The sequence below is a fragment of the Paenibacillus mobilis genome (genome assembly GCF_058267595.1).
On record NZ_JBZCMS010000003.1, the window covers coordinates 297,287 to 312,958 of the forward strand.

Consider the following 15,672-nt stretch of genomic DNA (forward strand, 5'->3'; position numbering starts at 1 on the left):
AGCGAAGTGCTGTCAATCGTTGCGAACAGAAAAAGCCTGGCCGCTGTTTTTGAAAGCCGAGGTGCGGAAATTCATCCATGCCCCTCGGCGATCACTTTAGCGGCCAGGCTCTCCTTTTCATTTACAAGAGTGACGTGATTATTTTGAATACTCGGCTGCTAATTCCTCCGCCTTCTTGTACTCATCCGTATACCATTTCACAAAATCGTTGATCCCTATTTTATCCGCATCGGAGATCATTTTATCCTTGAGCTCATTATATTCGGCATCGTTTTTGGCAAGCACCATCTTCCAGGAGTTGGTCTTGATAACATCCCCGACTCTTGAGGAAAGAACCACCATATCGTCGCTTAGCGTAGGATAGGTTGCTACTGTCTCCGTTTGTGTTTTATCTGCGTTCTTAGTAAGATAGCTGTTCATATCATAAGCTCCATAGTCGGCTTGCCACTCGAGTCTGAGCTTGGTATCAGCAGGGGCAAAAGGCGATTTGTCCCAAAATACATTCCCTACCGCAGCGCCGTCTTCCGGGTTGATGCTGGAGCCCCAGAAGGCAAGCGCATTCAGCGGTGAAGCCCCCTTCGCATAGGTTTTGCCGTCAGCAAACACATCGTCAGGATGCTGCTGGATATCAAAATATTTTTGCGTCAAAGCAGGTTTGCCGTTGGCATCGATATCCCAAGTAACGCCCTTTGGACCATTTTCCGTAGTGCGTGCAGCATCGAATGAATAATTCCAGTTGACAAATTCCATGGCTTTTTCAATATTTTTGGAAGACGCGCTCACAGACATCGTCCACGGAACACCTACCGGCTGCAAGGCCGTACGCGTTCTTGTGTAACCAAGCGGAAGCGGCATAAACCCGATGCCTTGATTTTGTCTTTCCACAGTAGAGAAATCGCTGGTGCCCCAGCCGTCAAGAGCAAACAATACTCGGCCTGCAGTTGTTTTTGCAACGGCATCGTCAAAACGCTGCGTAATGGAATCAGGGTCCAGCAGCCCCATTTGATTGGCTTGATAGAGGAAATGCAAGAAGTTCATATAAGCGCTGTCGTCACTCAGGATGGATTCAACCTTAGACTCTCCACTGACGTCATGAATTTCTACCAGAGATTTTTCATCGGGAATTTTACTGCCCATATAAGGCGCTGCGAACATCCCCATGGTCATATAAGACTGGTCCCAGTCCTTCCAGATGGACAAGCCGTAAACCTTCTGTCCGTCGGCATTCGTGGGTTCCGCATCCTGCATCTTCTTCAACACGGCAAGCAGGTCATCGAGCGTATTGACTGGCGGAGCGCCGACTTTTTTATACAGATCATACCGGATAAACGGGCCGCTATCTCCTTTTGTTTCAGGATCTGTCTTGATCTTTGTGCCAACGCCGTAAGATTTGCCCTTTCCTCCGCTCAAGTTATCCGCGTAATACTTCAAGGAAGTTGCTGCATTTGCATAAAGATTCGGGACAAGGTCCTTATAGTCATCGTATGCGGCGAGCATATTAGCATCCACTGCATTTTGCACCTGCTTATAATCCTTGAATACAACGATATCCGGAAGACTTCCGCTCGCCATCATCGCCTGCAGCTTCTGTTCGCCCTGATCACCGGTAGGCAAAAAGTTCAGCGTTACGCCTGTAGCTTTTTTAACCTCCTCCGCCCACCAGCCCGTCGCTACGCCCGATTCATTGCCCGGCAAGCTTAACACGGTCAGTTCAACATTGTCCTTGGAACTGTTTGTACTTGCAGTGCTTGCACCCGGCGAACCCGAGCTATTGGCATTATTTGGTGCATTGCCGCTGCAAGCCGCCAAGGTGGTCAGCATCACACCCGCAAGCAAAAAGGCCAAAACTTTTCTCCGCATCATCTAAGTACCCCCTGAAATTTTATTTGTATTTCCCAAATAGGGAATTACATATGTTGTTATCCTTTAACAGCTCCGAGCATGATACCGTTTACAAAGTACTTTTGCAAAAATGGATAGACACATAAAATAGGGATAACGACGACCATCGATATCGTCATTTTTACGCCCGTCGGCGTTAAAACCGTGGCCAGGTTTACCTGTGAACCGGCCGCCGCCGCTTGTCTCAGCGAGTCTGCCAGCGCGTTGGACTCATTCAAATACTGATACAGCATATACTGCAAGGAATAATATTTCGGATCCGTCATTAAAAACAGCGTATCGGTAAATGAATTCCACTGGCCTACTGCGGAAAACACAGCCAGGGTTGCGACAATCGGCTTGGACAACGGTATGATCAGCCGCGCATATTTGGTCATATAGCCTGCTCCGTCCATATCCGCCGATTCCTCCAAGGACGAGGGAATGCTCTCCACATAGGTTTTAAACAAAATCAGGGAAAACGGAGCTACGATAGACGGGATGATGTAGGCTAAAAAGTTATTCAAAAGCCCCAGGTTTTTCATATTGATATACCACGGTATAATTCCTGCATTAAAATACATGGTAATCAGGACAAAACGGTACCATATCTTTCTTTTCCAGAATTCGGGCCTGCTAAAGGCATAGCCCAGAAACGTCGTGCCTACCAAAGTCAGCACCGTTCCCAAAACCGTTCTTCCGACTGAAACCAAAACCGAATTGAACAGCCCGTCGATTTTGAGGATTTGAATGTAGTTTGCAAAATGAATCCCTTTGGGCAGCCAGACAATAAGACCTTTTGTCACCAGCGTATTATCGCTGATCGTATTGATGAAGAGGTAATAAAACGGGATCACACAAGTTAGAGTAAACAACGTCAAAATTACATAATTGATAGAATTGAAAACATAATCACCCGTTGTTAATTTGTATTTCAAATCATTCATTCCTTTCAATTAGGATTACATGACGGATTCTCCTCTTGTGATCTTCGACAGGAAGTTTGCAAAGAACAGCAGCATGACGCTGACTACCGATTTCAGCATGCCAACTGCGGTAGCGAAAGAATAATCGTACCCCACCATTCCCTGATTGTAGACATAAAGGTCCAAAACCTCGATGGAGTCTTTATTCATGGCATTTTGGAACACAAAATATTGCTCCATCCCGTTATTCAGCAGGTTGCCGATCGACAGCAACAAAAGAACAAAAAAGGTTGGCAGCAAGCCTGGAATCGTGATATGCCAAGTCATTTTTATCCGGCCTGCCCCGTCAATCCGGGCTGCTTCATACTGTTCGGCGTCAATATTGGTCAATGTGGCAATGTATATAATTGCGCCCCAGCCCAGACCCTTCCATATTCCATAGCCCAGCATGGTAAGCCATACATGATTGCCGGATGCGAGAAAATTAATGCCTTCATCCCGGATTCCGTTATTGATCAATATCCGGTTTATAAGGCCGTCATTGGTAGAAAACATGGCATAAGCAATGGAGTAAACCAGAACCCAGCTAATGAAATTGGGGATGGTTACCAAAGTCTGAATGGTTTTTCTGAATCGCAAGTTTTTTATCTCTGAAAGGAGTATGGCGAAGATCATGGGAAAGACAGAGGTCACGATGCCCAGAAAGCTCATTCCGAGCGTGTTTTTCATGACGCGTAAAATATTGGTTACCGCATAATGGTCTGTAAACATCATTTTAAAATTTTTAAGCCCGACAAAATCAGTGGAAAACAAATCCCTGCCCGCTTTGTAATCATAAAAACTGTAGATCCATCCATAAAGCGGCATGTAGGAAAATACAAACACCAGGATCAGCAGCGGCGAAGACATAAGAAACAATCTGAAACCCTGTTGATTCAGCAGCCTTTTAAAACCAACCATTTGCATACCCCCATTTATTTATTCAAAATACCTAATGACAGTGTGCTGCAGGACAGATAAAGGTATATATTTGTTTGGAAAAAGTACATCTTTGCTATCGCAAAGGGCCTGACAGCGTTTTCATTTCCTTCGAAAAAAATTTAGTTTTCTAACTATGTTCCATATTAAATTTGCAATCTCATTTGTTATATTAAAGTATAGGTTTATTGGGTTGTTTGTCAATAGCGAAGAACTGCGATTTTATCGATAAACGATATTTTATCATTTTTTTTATTTTATCCGCCTAGTTTTACATTGTTATGATATAATAATCGTGTGTATTCCGTCCCGTTTTCATTTTGCTTATATATATCATATCGGCGCGCTGAAAAAGGGGTGTCCCAAAGTTTACTTTTGGGACACCCCTTTTTCGCATTAAGCAGAGAGGGACGATTTCCTCCCCTGATCTTACATCGCTTTGCCTTTGCGGAAAAACATCATCAGACAGCCCGCGATGACCAGGACGGCCGCGATGATCGGCTGCCCTCCGGCCAGGCTTCCAATCAGGGAGCCGATGGAGAAAACGGCAAAGAACAACAGGGACAGCACGGTCAAAATATTGATTGGAATCAGCAGCCATTTATTGCGGTTTCCGAACCAGTACAGTTCAAATAATCCGGCGGCAGGAGCCAGCAGGAAACCCGGCCACATCACATCCCAATTGTCGAACAGCATGGCGATCTGGCAGACGAGGGTCACTACCAGCAGCACGCCGCCCGGCACGAGTACGCCGACTCCGCGGCGCTGCAGAATAGAGAAGTACAGCCAGTGGAAAAATACAGCAACGGGAAGAACAAACAAAGTTGGCCAGAAATAAGCGAACGTTGAGCCGGTCGTCCAATGGATTTCTCCCTTAATGAGCATGAAGATGCCTAGAAGCACCAGAATCGGGCCTAAAAAGGCACTGCGGTCAACTTTCAAAAGGACTCACTCCTTAACGAGGTTTTTAGCTGTTTTCAGCATAACATGGGGATTTTGGGTTGTCTTCATTCCCCGGAGTGTAAAACATATCGGTCTGCAGACCGAGTGTGGTAGAATAAAGGACGAAATTATAGAGGAAAAGAGGATGGCTAATCGTATGCTGACCGTTAAGGATTATACAGCGGAGTTTGTCAAAGACCCTTTTGGCATATTGTCCGGCAAAAGATACGAATTCAGAATCAATCTGGATATTCCGGAGGATGACGATCTATATACAGTAAACGGCGTTTATGCCCGTGTCATCGTGAAAGACGATAACGGCGAAATCAGCATGGTGACTTACGATCTGGTCGAGCGGGGGACGGATAAACTCCTGGAGTTCGATCTTGAGGATGAAGAAGAAGCCGAGCTAGCCGAGTACTGCAAGACGCATATACCGGTAGAAGAATAAGTCTGTAAAAGAAGAAAAGCTCCGCACCGGCGACCGGGCGGAGCTTTTTTGCTGTGTTAGCCCTGTACGGCAGCAAGAACGACAAGCACCCAGGATGCGAGGAACAGCAGTCCGCCGAGCGGCGTAATCGCGCCTAACTTGCGAATCCCGCTGAGACTAAGCGCATAAAGGCTGCCCGAAAATAAAACGATGCCGGCCGTCATAAGGCCGCCTGCCCAAACAACCAGCGAAACATGATCCAGCTGTTTGCCAAACGTGCCGAGCAGCAGCAGCCCGAGGCCATGCGCGATTTGATACTGGACGCCGGTTTGATAAGTTTTTGACTGGTCCTCGGATAATCTATCCTTTAAAGCATGAGCGCCGAACGCGCCAAGGGCAACTGCCAGAAACATGGCGATGCCTCCTAAAGCCAATAATCCGTTCATTTTTTTGGAACACCTCCCATCAGTCATACTAAAACCGGCAGGCATCAGCCGTCAAATCGTACTCCCTTCGACCTAAAAAGGAGGAGGAAAAACGAATTTAACGAGTACAACCCGTCCTAAAATGGTATAATATGCATAACATTACTTAGAGACATAGAAACACATAGGAATGGCCAAATAAACATAAGCTAGGAGATCGTTAACCATGCCGAATGAAGACGAAGTCATTTTAACCCCGGAAGGCGTAGCCAAACTGGAGCAAGAACTTGAGGAGCTTAAGACGGCCGGGCGCAGAGAGCTTGCGGAACGGATCAAAATCGCGCTCAGCTATGGGGACTTGAAAGAGAACAGTGAATACCACTCGGCCAAAGACGACCAAGCGTTTATGGAGACTCGAATTTTGACCATTACGAACATTCTGCGAAAGGCAAAAGTGGTAGAGAGCCAAGGCACCGACGTGGTCGCAATAGGCTCCGTTGCGGTGCTGAACGACCTCGAATTTGATGAGCGGATTGAATATCAGATTGTCGGACCTGCGGAAGCGGACGTAGCTAACAACAAAATTTCCTACGAAAGCCCTCTGGGCAAAACGTTGATCGGACACAAGGTTGGAGACATGGTGGAAGTGGAAGCTCCAATCGGTATCATTAAGTACAAAATTTTGGATATCAAGCAGGGAGTTTAAAGAACATCGCTATACGGAAAACGAAATTTAGGCTGCCGGATTCATTACGGGCAGTCTTTTTTAGTTTTATTGGCGCATTTTCCGGTCTGCATTCGCAAAGGAAAAATGGGGCATTCTATGCAGGAAAAGGAGGAGAATAACCATGCCGAATGACCGAAAACCAATTGAAACGGATGGAAATCCGGAAACCGTATATGAGGATACCCGTATCCATGAGCATCCGATCCTGCCGGCCCCCGCCCAATATACATCAAAACCTGACAAGGTAACAGAAGGACCGGACAAGGTCAAAAGAACCTAAGTTTGGTTGGTACGGGTTGCAGCTTGTAAAAAAAGGCGCCCTTTCGGGGCGTCTTTTAGTGTTGGATTCGGTTATTCAGGTATAACTTACACCAGCGGCTCAGCCGGTTTACTGAATTCATCGACATAATTCGTATCCATGATTTTAGCTACTTCGGAAGGGTTATGGGTTAGGCCCAGCGCCCACATCATTTTCGTTACAAGCGCTTCCGTCGTCATATCGTAGCCGGGAATAACGCCCTTCTCCAGCACCCGCTGGCCTACCTCGTAAATCGTCAAGTCTCCGCCCTCGTACGGGCACTGCGTCGTCACGACAATCGTCATGCCCTCCCGCATCAGCTCTTCGATTTTATTGATGAGGCTGCGTTCCTTGAACGGTACGCCGCCCAGCCCGAAACCTTCAATCACAATCCCTTTGTACCCGAGGGAACGGATCGCATCAAAGATATGCGGATTAGTGCCCGGAATCAGCCTGAGCAGAAAAACCTCCGAGCAGTAGTTGTCGTTGTACGGAAAGTCTTGTTTTTCCCTTTGCGGCAAATCGGGATTATAAATCAGCTGTCCATTCACCACGGTGCCGATGTAAGGGTGATTAATGCTGTCAAAAGCATTGTAGCTGCGCGTTCTGACCTTCGACGCCCGGCTGCCGTTAATGATTTTGCCGTTGAATACGACAAATACGCCGGGACGTTCACCGCAGGCGGTGATGAAGGAATCGATCACGTTTTTCTTCGAATCGGTATGTTCAGCCAGGATGGAGACCTGGGAGCCGGTCAGGACGACGGGTTTGTCCACGCTTCCCAGCATAAAGCTCAGAGCGGAAGAGGTGTAGGCCATCGTATCGGTGCCGTGGGCGATAACGATGCCGTCATATTTTTGCAGCGATTCATGCACAAGCCGGGCAATGGCGGCCCAATCCTCCGGCTGGGTGTTGGTGCTGTCCATGCTCATCAGATCAATGGCGTCAATCCGGCAGATTTGGCGGAGTTCCGGAATCTGCTCCAGAATATTGTCCGCGCTTTGCGTCGGCGTGAGCCCGTTCTCCTGGTAGGACGAAGAGATCGTTCCGCCGGTATTAATAAATAAAATGGTTTTCATTTCAGACGTTCTCCCCATGTGGAACAAAATAAGACGCCCCTTAACGCTAAAAGGGCGTCCGCTGATTTGTATTTTACTATGAAACAGGCGGCGAATAAATGGGCTTATACCCTCCGCGATCCGTCTTTTCCCGGAAGAGCTTCCAGTTATGTCCGGGAAACGGGGAGATACGGGCTAAAGATGGACGTCACTTCGCCAAACAGCTGTGAAAATGGATCACCCGAAGCCTGCTGGGCAGCATCTTCAGCGCTGTCCGACAGCTTCCCAAAGAAGTTAAAGGCGTTTTGCAGCCTCGTCAAAAGCTCTTTTTTGTCATGATCGGTGAGCGAAGAAAGGTCGGCCGTCCCGGTATGACCTTCTCCGGGCGGGTTGTCAGTGCTGTCCCCATTTTCAGCTTGGGCGCTGCCCAGATTCCATAAAAAAGGAGGAGTTATGCTGCCCATGTTCTGCAGCCCGAGCGGCAAAGCGCTCAAATCGATGACAGTCCCGCTCGGATCCTCCGGGTCTTCCGTATCCGATTCGGATCCATCCCCCTTAGGAGGAGCCGGAGGTGTAGAAAGAGCGTTCTGCAGCTGTTGAACAACCTGATCGAACACCGTAGAGATTTCGTCTTCTCCTGCAGAGGACAAATCGATTCCATTTAAGTCGGACGTAAGCTCAGAAACCAGATCCTTATCTGCGGAATCGTCGTCTGAAGCGGAGTCCGATCCGGAACCATGCGAAACGTTCTCCAGTGCATCATTCCCTTTCGAAGCCGACGAGTCTTGTAAGCCGGCCAGCAGGCTTTGGATACCGGTCAATACCTCTTTTTTCTGATCCGAAGTTAAAGCTTTTGCAGCCGAATCCAGTTGACCGGTAAGATCCTGGTTCTGCCTGGAAGGAGCGGGCAGAGTCCGGAGAGTCACGTTTTTCTGGTTGTAAGGGTTGGAGGGGGCGGAGTTATCCAGCGTCTCTGTGACCTTTCCAAACAGTTCGTCAATTTGGTCGTCCGTTGCAGTTGAGGAATCAAAACCGTTCATGAGGCCGGAAAGGGAAGAAAGCAAGTTATCCGGAGAGCTGCTTGTGTCATCCGCGCTACCTGAGGAATGCTGTCCGCTGACCTGGTTTTGGAGATAGAGCAGGAACTGCTTTTTCTGATCGGATGATAAATTCGGGTCGCCTGATCCTGCGCCGGAGTTGCCGCCGGAAGATGCCTGGCCCGCGCCGGCTGCACTTTGGGAGGATCGCAGGATGTCCAGCAGCTGCTGGCTAAAGTCGACAGTGTCGGCAGAACGATGTTTGGATGGGCCGCGGGTGTTGTCAGTCCCGTTACCGTCCATTTGTGAATAACCGTAATTCCAAACCGAAGAGCCATACGGCTGGATATTTATTGACATGGATGATCGCCTCGCTTTATTTCTTAGGATAAGACTTCCGGAAGTCCTAACTTCTCATCGGCAGCCAAGATGAAAAGAAACTTAAGTTCAGCTTAAATCAAACTGAAAATACGCTGAAAGTTTTCGGGACTTTCATCCAGGAGGATATCGTAGAAGGGAATCGCGCAAAAGTAGTTGGAAATCATAAACCGCCCGAAATCGGGAAGCAGAGCTCCGGACGTTTTCGAGCGGTTTTAAAAAAATCTAAGTTTGTTCGGCTTTACTCCAATCCGGTTTGTTAAACTGGCCCGGCACCGAAGCCAGCTGCCACATCACCACGGCCAGCCAAAGGACCAGCAGCACGTTCACCAGGGAAACGAACATCAGCGAATAGGTATAGCTTGGAGTGCCATAGCGGCCCGTGGCTCCGTAAAGCACCGAATACGTATTGGCAAAAACCGTAAAGCTGAAGCCCGCCGTGATCCAGAGCAGCCGTTTATCTTTAAAGAAAACATAAGCCGCGCAGGCCAGCGCGATGCCCGGGAACAGGTAACGTTCATGCATGCTGGTGGAGAAGGTGAACACGCCGGCGATCTGGAATAAAGCGGCAAGGAAAGCAGCCTCGCGGGTCCGCATTTTCCAATAGATCAGCCAGGAGAAGGCGGTCGTCAGCACGATAAAAATAAAACCCCAGGTATGGTAGCTGAACACGAGGAAGGTGGACGCGCTATCCTTGTGGTTCGCACCGATCAAGCTGAAGAAATTGTCGGCATTAAGCGAAGCGTACGGATATTCGTCAATAGTGCCTATGAACAGCTTGATGATCCACAGCGGCTCCTGGCCGGATGAGAAGGGCAGAATGAGAAGCACGGCTGCCGCAATCGCCGCCAGTAGGCCGGCAAGAGCCTTTTTGATGCTCCGCAGTCGGACCCATTCAAAGAACAGCACCGGGGTAAAAATAATCCCCTGCGGCTTCATCATCACCGCTGCGGCAAACACGGATGCCGACCAGGTCAGGCGGCCTTCCATGATGAGCAGCACGGCGAGCACGATGAACAAGGTGAAGAAGGAATCCACCTGTCCCCAGAATGCCGAGTCCAGCAGCACGGCCGGGTTGCCTACGTAGAGGCCCGCCAGAATAAGAGCGGCCGTAAACGGCAAATATTTGGATGCCAGACGATAGAGCAGATACCCGGTCAGCACATCGGCGATCAGGGACGGCAGCTTGATCATCGTATTAAAAAAGATTTCCATTCCCGGCAGACTGGCTGCTTTTCCGATAAGGTAGAGGAAATAAATCAGCAGCGGCGGATAATCCGCGGATCCGTTGACGTAAAAACCGGTGAAATCCAGGGCCGCCGAAGCTGCCCACTTGCGAAAATAATTCATGTCCCCGGCATGCCCGGCCGTCCATGGGGCGATGGCGATCCGCAGCAGCAGAGCCGTGCCGAGCATCAGCCAGAGGATGCCGAGCCTGCGGCGGCGGTTAACGCCGCAGGCTTGGGGTTCTGCTTCGTCAGCCGGACGAAGCAACGAGGTGCCGCGGCGGCGGAGCCGTTTCCAGCCCCAGACCACCAGCGCGGCAAACAGCGCGGCGTACGCGGCCAGCGAAATCGGCTCGGCCAGCGCTACACGTGAGGAGCGGCCATATCCGCTCGCGAAGCCGCCGAAGCCGCTGCCGCCGCCCGGCTGCAAAGCGCCGCCTCTTCCGGCGAAGGAGCCGTCTCCGCCGGACGGATTATGGCGGCCGCCGAAACGTCCCAGGCCGGGCGCCATGCCCGCAAAGCCGTCTCCGCTTTGCGGATCGCGCGGTCCGCCATGCTGCCAGCTCTCTTGCTGCGAGCCGGCACGGCTTCCTGCCGTATCCGGAGCGTGAGTGCTGGAATACCGCCAGAGCGAAGCAATGCAGAGCGCCATGGATATAAGAAATATAAGGATTAGTGTTTTGTGGAGTTTAGCTGAGTTTAATGCAGCAGGCAAAAGGCAACGCCTCTTTCTATATAAATAATTGATTTAAAGCATTATAACGGGTATTTCTTAAAGGCACCTGAAAGCCGCTTAGTTCCCCTTTACAACATTCGAATACTTTCAAAAACTTGCGAAAATTGGCTATTAAACCAAAACGCCATCAAGTATAATGGGAATATTATTCGACAATATTTTTATGTCTTCGACGCCTTGTCGGACTCCGATTTTTAATACATGAAGAAAGGGTGAACGCAGCTGAAAAGGTTAGCGATGATGGCGACGCTTCTGCTTTCCGTTTTTACTTTGGTGTCCTGCCAGCGTTCCAGCCCAGCAGCCACTCCCCTTCAGTCTCCAGTACCCAGCAGCATCGAGCCTGCTGGCCTTTCCGTGCTGCCAGCCCATCATTATGGGAAAGACGGCAGCTTGAAACGGCAGGAGGAGGCGCTCGCTGCCTTCATTTACAACAAACTCGAAGGTCCTTATGGAATATATACGAATTTGATAGAAACGGACCAGGACGCCGAATCGGCCACGGGGCACGAGGTGCTCAGTGAGTCGGCAGCCCTGCTGCTGAGATACGACGTATTGTCAGGGCAGCCGGACCGTTATGCCGCAGACTGGCAGACGGCTTTGAAAACCTTCGACCTGGATACGGGTTTCAGCTACCGGTACAGTCCCAAAACAGGCAAGCGCTACGAACTGAACGCCGCGGTGGACGATTTGCGCCTGATCCGCAGCCTGTATGAAGCCGGCGAGTCTTTTGGCCGCGAAGATTATACCCGTCTGGCGGACGATTACAGCCGCCGGTTTTTGAAATATAACGTCCAGGACGATTATATGTACGATTTTTACGACCAAATGGCCGGGAAAAGGAACAGCTTTATTACGCTGTGTTATATAGACCTCAAAACGCTGGCGTTGATGCCGGACGTGCCCGATAAACAAAAGCTGCAGGATCAAATGGCGGGTCTGGCGGACGGAGGGTACATTTCGGACAATTTTCCATTTTACCATACCCGCTACGATTACCAAAAAAAGGCCTATCTCACGGAGAGCGTAAATACGGTTGAATCGCTGCTGACCATCCTGTCGTTGTCCGAAGTCGGCCTGGAGAAGCCGGCCAGCATCAGCTTCATTAAAGAGAAGGTGAAAGCCGGGCAGCTTTACGGCAAATACACCTTCAAAGGCCAGCAGGCGACAGACATTCAATCCACGGCTATCTATGCGCTTGCGGCCATGATCGGCTCGACGATCGGAGACAGAGAGCTGTACGAAGCCAGCATCAGCCGGATGAATGCTTTTCAAATCCCGGATGGACAGGGTGGGCTTTCCGGCGCGTTTGCCGACCCGGCTTCCGGTCAGGCTTATTCCTTCGACAATTTGATGGCGCTGATCGCCTATCAATATTAATTATTTTATTAACCGGTAAAGGGGAAACGCATTATGATGAGCGGACGTTCCGTGCTGAACGGAATCCGGCGGGGAGGTCTGCGGCTGATCCATTTGGTATCGCCTGCCGCATTCGGAGCTGCGGGGGTCCTGTTGATTACGGTCTTGGCCTTGTTCGTCCCTCCTTATATCGGAATGGCCGATAACGGGGACTTTTTCCGGGTGGCCTACAGCAATGGCATTTATTTTAACGCTCCGGATTACGACAGCCAGTATTTCCACTATTTTGTGAGGCAGTACGGCATTCTTCAGTATTTCAATGAAAACGGGGCTACGATCAATTCGTCCCAATCGCTGTTTATTAAGCTGGCTTTGGCCCTCAACAAGCTGTTCTTCAGCAGCACGGTGTTTGACCTGCGTTTTCAGGCTGTTATCTTTACGGCTTTGTACGCCGCGGCGGTTTATCTGCTGATCGAGGCTTTGACCTGGGGGGTGCCGCGCAAACGGGGATACGTCATCGCCCTGATCGCGCTGTTTATTTTCGGGGATACGGGATATACCGCGTATTTTAATTCTTTTTACAGCGAATCCATTGTTCTCATTATGACGGTATTTCTGTTTGCTTCGTGGCTGCTGATGTACCGGAAAAGATTTAACGATTACGTGCTGCTCGCCATTTTCGTGATCAGCGCCGTCCTGCTTACGACTTCCAAGCAGCAGAACGCCCCGGTCGGCATCCTGGTGGCCGTGATGGGCCTTTCGCTGCTATTTCTGCGCAAAAGCAAGGTGTTTCGCATCCTGACGGGCTGCTCGCTGGCGCTGTTCATGGCGGCGGGTGTGCTTACCTACACCCTGATTTCGAAGGAGTTCGTTAATATTAACGCTTATCATGCGATGACCCGGGGGGTGCTGATGCAGTCGGTTGATCCCGAGCAGACACTGCAGTCCTTCGGCATCGATGAGCAGTATGCCCTGCTCAAGGACAGCATTTATTATGATCCTTATTCGACCATTGACGTGAACTCGCCGAAGCTGGAGCAGGATTTTTACAGCAAATACGGTTTTGTATCGATTTTGAAATATTATGTGCTGCACCCGGGGCGATTGGGCGCTATCCTGGATGTCGCCGCCAAAGGGGCGTTTACGATCCGCCCTGACGCCATGGGCAACTTCGAGAAGTCGACGGGAATCGCGGCGGGCACGCATACGCATTTCTTCTCGCTGTACAGCTACCTGAAGGAGCGGTGCATGCCGAAGACATTCGGCTTTATTTTTCTGTGGGGCGTGGCAGTGATCGGACTGTATGTATCGTCTTTCGTCAAGGCGGTGAAGGAGCGGAACTTCCGGCATTTCCAGAAGCTGATCCTCGTCGCAGCTATGCTGCTGATCGGGTTGTCCGGCATCTTCGTGTCGATTATAGGCGCGGGCGATGCCGATTTGGCGAAACACGAATTCCTGTTTACTTTAACCTTTGATCTGATCCTGCTGCTGCTGGTTTCCGACCTGATCGGCCAAAGCCTGATGAGCCATCGGGAGTCTGAGGTCAAGGAGGAGAAAGTGGAACTGCCTGCGGCAGACGCCGGGCGAGAGGTGGCGGTATGAGGGGGCTGCTGTTTCTGTTCATTCTGCTGGTTCTGCTCGTTTCGCCGGGGAACGCGCAGGCGGTAGCTGCTCCGGCGGAAGGACAGACGCCGGAGCAGACCGCCCAGAGCGGAGGACAAGCCGGCGGCGCAGCTCCAGACGCAGAGTCTTCCGCCTTCGATCACTCAGTCTCGTCCGTCTCCGTCCTGCTTCTCTACGACAGCCTCGGAGCCGGAACGGCGCAGGAGGGCAGTATCGCCGCGTTGGAGCGTCTTGCCGCAGCCTTTGGAGCGGGCATCAAGGCGGTCAGCTTGGACGATTACGAGGCCGGGATGCTCCAGCGATATGACAAGGTGATTACGGTGCTGAATCTGGAGTCGGGCGTCGAGCAGGGGGCAGGCGAGATAGCGCCTTCACTCGCAAACGCTGATTATATCAAGGATCTGCACGCCTATGCCGGCGATTATCTGCAGGTCGGAGGGCAGCTGCCCGATTTCCTGCAAAACCGGCTTCAGGTTCATACCGGCGTGATCCGGAGAGAACCGGTCCGCCTGACGGCGGACGGCGGGTTAAACGCTTTATTCAACGTCCAAGAGCTGACTTATATAACAAGAAGTAAAGGGGAGCCTTACGGGAAGCTGGAGCTGGATAGCGTGCAGGGGACTTTTCCTTACAGCGTCCGGTCGGGCCGCGTCACCTATGCCCCTTACTTTACGGCGGACAGCGGGAACGAGCTGGTTATGGCCGGCGTGCTGAAGCGGTGGTTCCAGCAGGAGACGCTGGCGCACGCTTATCTGCTGATTAAGGAAATTTCTCCCTTCTCGGATTTAAATCTTTTGAAGGACATGGCCGATCAGCTGTACGAGACCGGGCTTCCTTATATCGTGAGTATCCGCCCGGTGTTCAGCCACACGGAATACCCGGCGATGCAGCGTTATCTGGAGACAATCAAATATATGCAGGCCCGGGGCGGGAGCGTTCTCGTGAATGTGCCCGTGGTGATGGACGGCGTACAGGCCCAGCAAGACGAACTGAAAAACGATATGGAAGGGTTTATCGATGTACTGGTCAAGGCGGGTATAGCCCCGCTTGGCGTCGGGGCCGAGCAGTATTGGACCCATGACGCGGAGTACACCGGCAAAGGGTTGATCTTTTTCGATTCGTCGGCGTTGTTTCCTGATGTGAAGCCGGTCTATAAGGAGCCGCTGAATACGTACCGGCCTTTCGGTTCGTCGTTGTTCAGCGTAACGATGACGGATATGCAGCAGAGCTTTGGAGACCGCCCGGTGGAGGAGCTGCCGGTGAATACGGCGGTGACCTATGATTTTCCGGACAATGCGGACGGCCTGAAAGCTATGCTGGCAGAGCTGAAGGCCTCTTGGATCACTTTTGCCGACTATAAAGGAATCGATCACGAAGTGAAGACGCAGAGCAGCACGGTTCAGTCGCGAAACGGCTCGGTCCTCCTGAACGGAGAAACGCTGAACCTGAATTACAACGGCAGCACGGTCAGCCAGGACTATCAATACGTGAAGCAGACGGAGACGAGTTTCCGGAAGCTGTTCCAGGTACAGAACACCTTTTTTATGGTGATTATCGCTTTCTCCCTGATTTTCTTCGGCGGTTTGCTCCTGATCGGACGCCGCTTGTACAGACGGAAATTTATGAAATGAGCTTTTTATAGCCGAAAAAG

At 50.7% G+C, this 15,672-nt stretch carries 14 protein-coding genes; 6 read left to right on the forward strand and 8 right to left on the reverse strand.

Going from position 1 to position 15,672, the window contains the following annotated elements; genetic code table 11:
- Window positions 1-138: 138 nt before the first annotated feature.
- From AC3ZPD_RS07630 to AC3ZPD_RS07645, 4 genes are all read right to left on the reverse strand, one after another.
- The gene (locus AC3ZPD_RS07630) at window positions 139-1,863 is read right to left on the reverse strand and encodes an extracellular solute-binding protein (RefSeq protein ID WP_490983681.1); all 1,725 of its coding nucleotides are present in this window, start codon (window positions 1,861-1,863) and stop codon (window positions 139-141) included.
- 56 nt (window positions 1,864-1,919) lie between these two features.
- Window positions 1,920-2,819: a carbohydrate ABC transporter permease gene (locus AC3ZPD_RS07635; protein WP_490983682.1), complete on the reverse strand. Its 900-nt coding sequence runs from the start codon at window positions 2,817-2,819 to the stop codon at window positions 1,920-1,922.
- A gap of 24 nt (window positions 2,820-2,843) precedes the next feature.
- Entirely contained in the window at window positions 2,844-3,767 is a 924-nt protein-coding gene (locus tag AC3ZPD_RS07640; protein WP_490983683.1) for an ABC transporter permease, read from the reverse strand.
- A 447-nt stretch (window positions 3,768-4,214) separates the two neighbouring features.
- Window positions 4,215-4,727, reverse strand: coding sequence for a hypothetical protein (locus tag AC3ZPD_RS07645; RefSeq protein WP_490983684.1), 513 nt, complete (start codon window positions 4,725-4,727; stop codon window positions 4,215-4,217).
- A gap of 145 nt (window positions 4,728-4,872) precedes the next feature.
- On the opposite strand from AC3ZPD_RS07645, the gene AC3ZPD_RS07650 reads away from it, so the two are divergent.
- Window positions 4,873-5,178 carry a DUF6509 family protein gene (locus AC3ZPD_RS07650; RefSeq protein ID WP_490983685.1) on the forward strand — a complete coding sequence of 102 codons (306 nt, stop codon included), beginning with the start codon at window positions 4,873-4,875 and terminating at the stop codon, window positions 5,176-5,178.
- Between the two features lie 56 nt (window positions 5,179-5,234).
- Here AC3ZPD_RS07650 and AC3ZPD_RS07655 read toward each other — a convergent pair whose 3' ends face one another.
- Window positions 5,235-5,603 (reverse strand): DUF423 domain-containing protein, encoded by a 369-nt coding sequence (locus AC3ZPD_RS07655; RefSeq protein WP_490983686.1) that lies wholly within the window; start codon window positions 5,601-5,603, stop codon window positions 5,235-5,237.
- A 205-nt stretch (window positions 5,604-5,808) separates the two neighbouring features.
- Between AC3ZPD_RS07655 and greA the strand changes: the two genes are divergently transcribed.
- Together greA and AC3ZPD_RS07665 are read left to right on the forward strand one after the other, a co-directional pair.
- A complete protein-coding gene (gene greA / locus AC3ZPD_RS07660) occupies window positions 5,809-6,288 on the forward strand; it encodes a transcription elongation factor GreA (protein WP_490983687.1) in 480 nt (159 codons plus the stop codon).
- Window positions 6,289-6,430: 142 nt separating this feature from the next.
- Window positions 6,431-6,589, forward strand: coding sequence for a hypothetical protein (locus AC3ZPD_RS07665; protein ID WP_490983688.1), 159 nt, complete (start codon window positions 6,431-6,433; stop codon window positions 6,587-6,589).
- 86 nt (window positions 6,590-6,675) lie between these two features.
- Here AC3ZPD_RS07665 and AC3ZPD_RS07670 read toward each other — a convergent pair whose 3' ends face one another.
- From AC3ZPD_RS07670 to AC3ZPD_RS07680, 3 genes are all read right to left on the reverse strand, one after another.
- Window positions 6,676-7,686 carry an asparaginase gene (locus AC3ZPD_RS07670; protein ID WP_490983689.1) on the reverse strand — a complete coding sequence of 337 codons (1,011 nt, stop codon included), beginning with the start codon at window positions 7,684-7,686 and terminating at the stop codon, window positions 6,676-6,678.
- Window positions 7,687-7,832: 146 nt separating this feature from the next.
- Complete coding sequence (locus tag AC3ZPD_RS07675) at window positions 7,833-9,062, reverse strand: hypothetical protein (RefSeq protein ID WP_490983690.1); 1,230 nt, start codon at window positions 9,060-9,062, stop codon at window positions 7,833-7,835.
- 243 nt (window positions 9,063-9,305) lie between these two features.
- Entirely contained in the window at window positions 9,306-11,021 is a 1,716-nt protein-coding gene (locus AC3ZPD_RS07680) for a glycosyltransferase 87 family protein (RefSeq protein ID WP_490983691.1), read from the reverse strand.
- A gap of 258 nt (window positions 11,022-11,279) precedes the next feature.
- Here AC3ZPD_RS07680 and AC3ZPD_RS07685 point away from each other — a divergent pair, with 258 nt between their 5' ends.
- The 3 genes from AC3ZPD_RS07685 to AC3ZPD_RS07695 are packed head-to-tail and all read left to right on the forward strand — an operon-like array spanning window position 11,280 to window position 15,652.
- On the forward strand, window positions 11,280-12,419 hold the full coding sequence (locus tag AC3ZPD_RS07685; protein ID WP_490983692.1) for a hypothetical protein: 1,140 nt from the start codon (window positions 11,280-11,282) through the stop codon (window positions 12,417-12,419).
- 33 nt (window positions 12,420-12,452) lie between these two features.
- The gene (gene wsfD / locus AC3ZPD_RS07690) at window positions 12,453-14,000 is read left to right on the forward strand and encodes a glycan biosynthesis hexose transferase WsfD (RefSeq protein ID WP_490983693.1); all 1,548 of its coding nucleotides are present in this window, start codon (window positions 12,453-12,455) and stop codon (window positions 13,998-14,000) included.
- Complete coding sequence (locus AC3ZPD_RS07695; RefSeq protein WP_490983694.1) at window positions 13,997-15,652, forward strand: hypothetical protein; 1,656 nt, start codon at window positions 13,997-13,999, stop codon at window positions 15,650-15,652. The genes wsfD and AC3ZPD_RS07695 overlap by 4 nt, the downstream gene beginning before the upstream one ends.
- Window positions 15,653-15,672 lie beyond the last annotated feature (20 nt).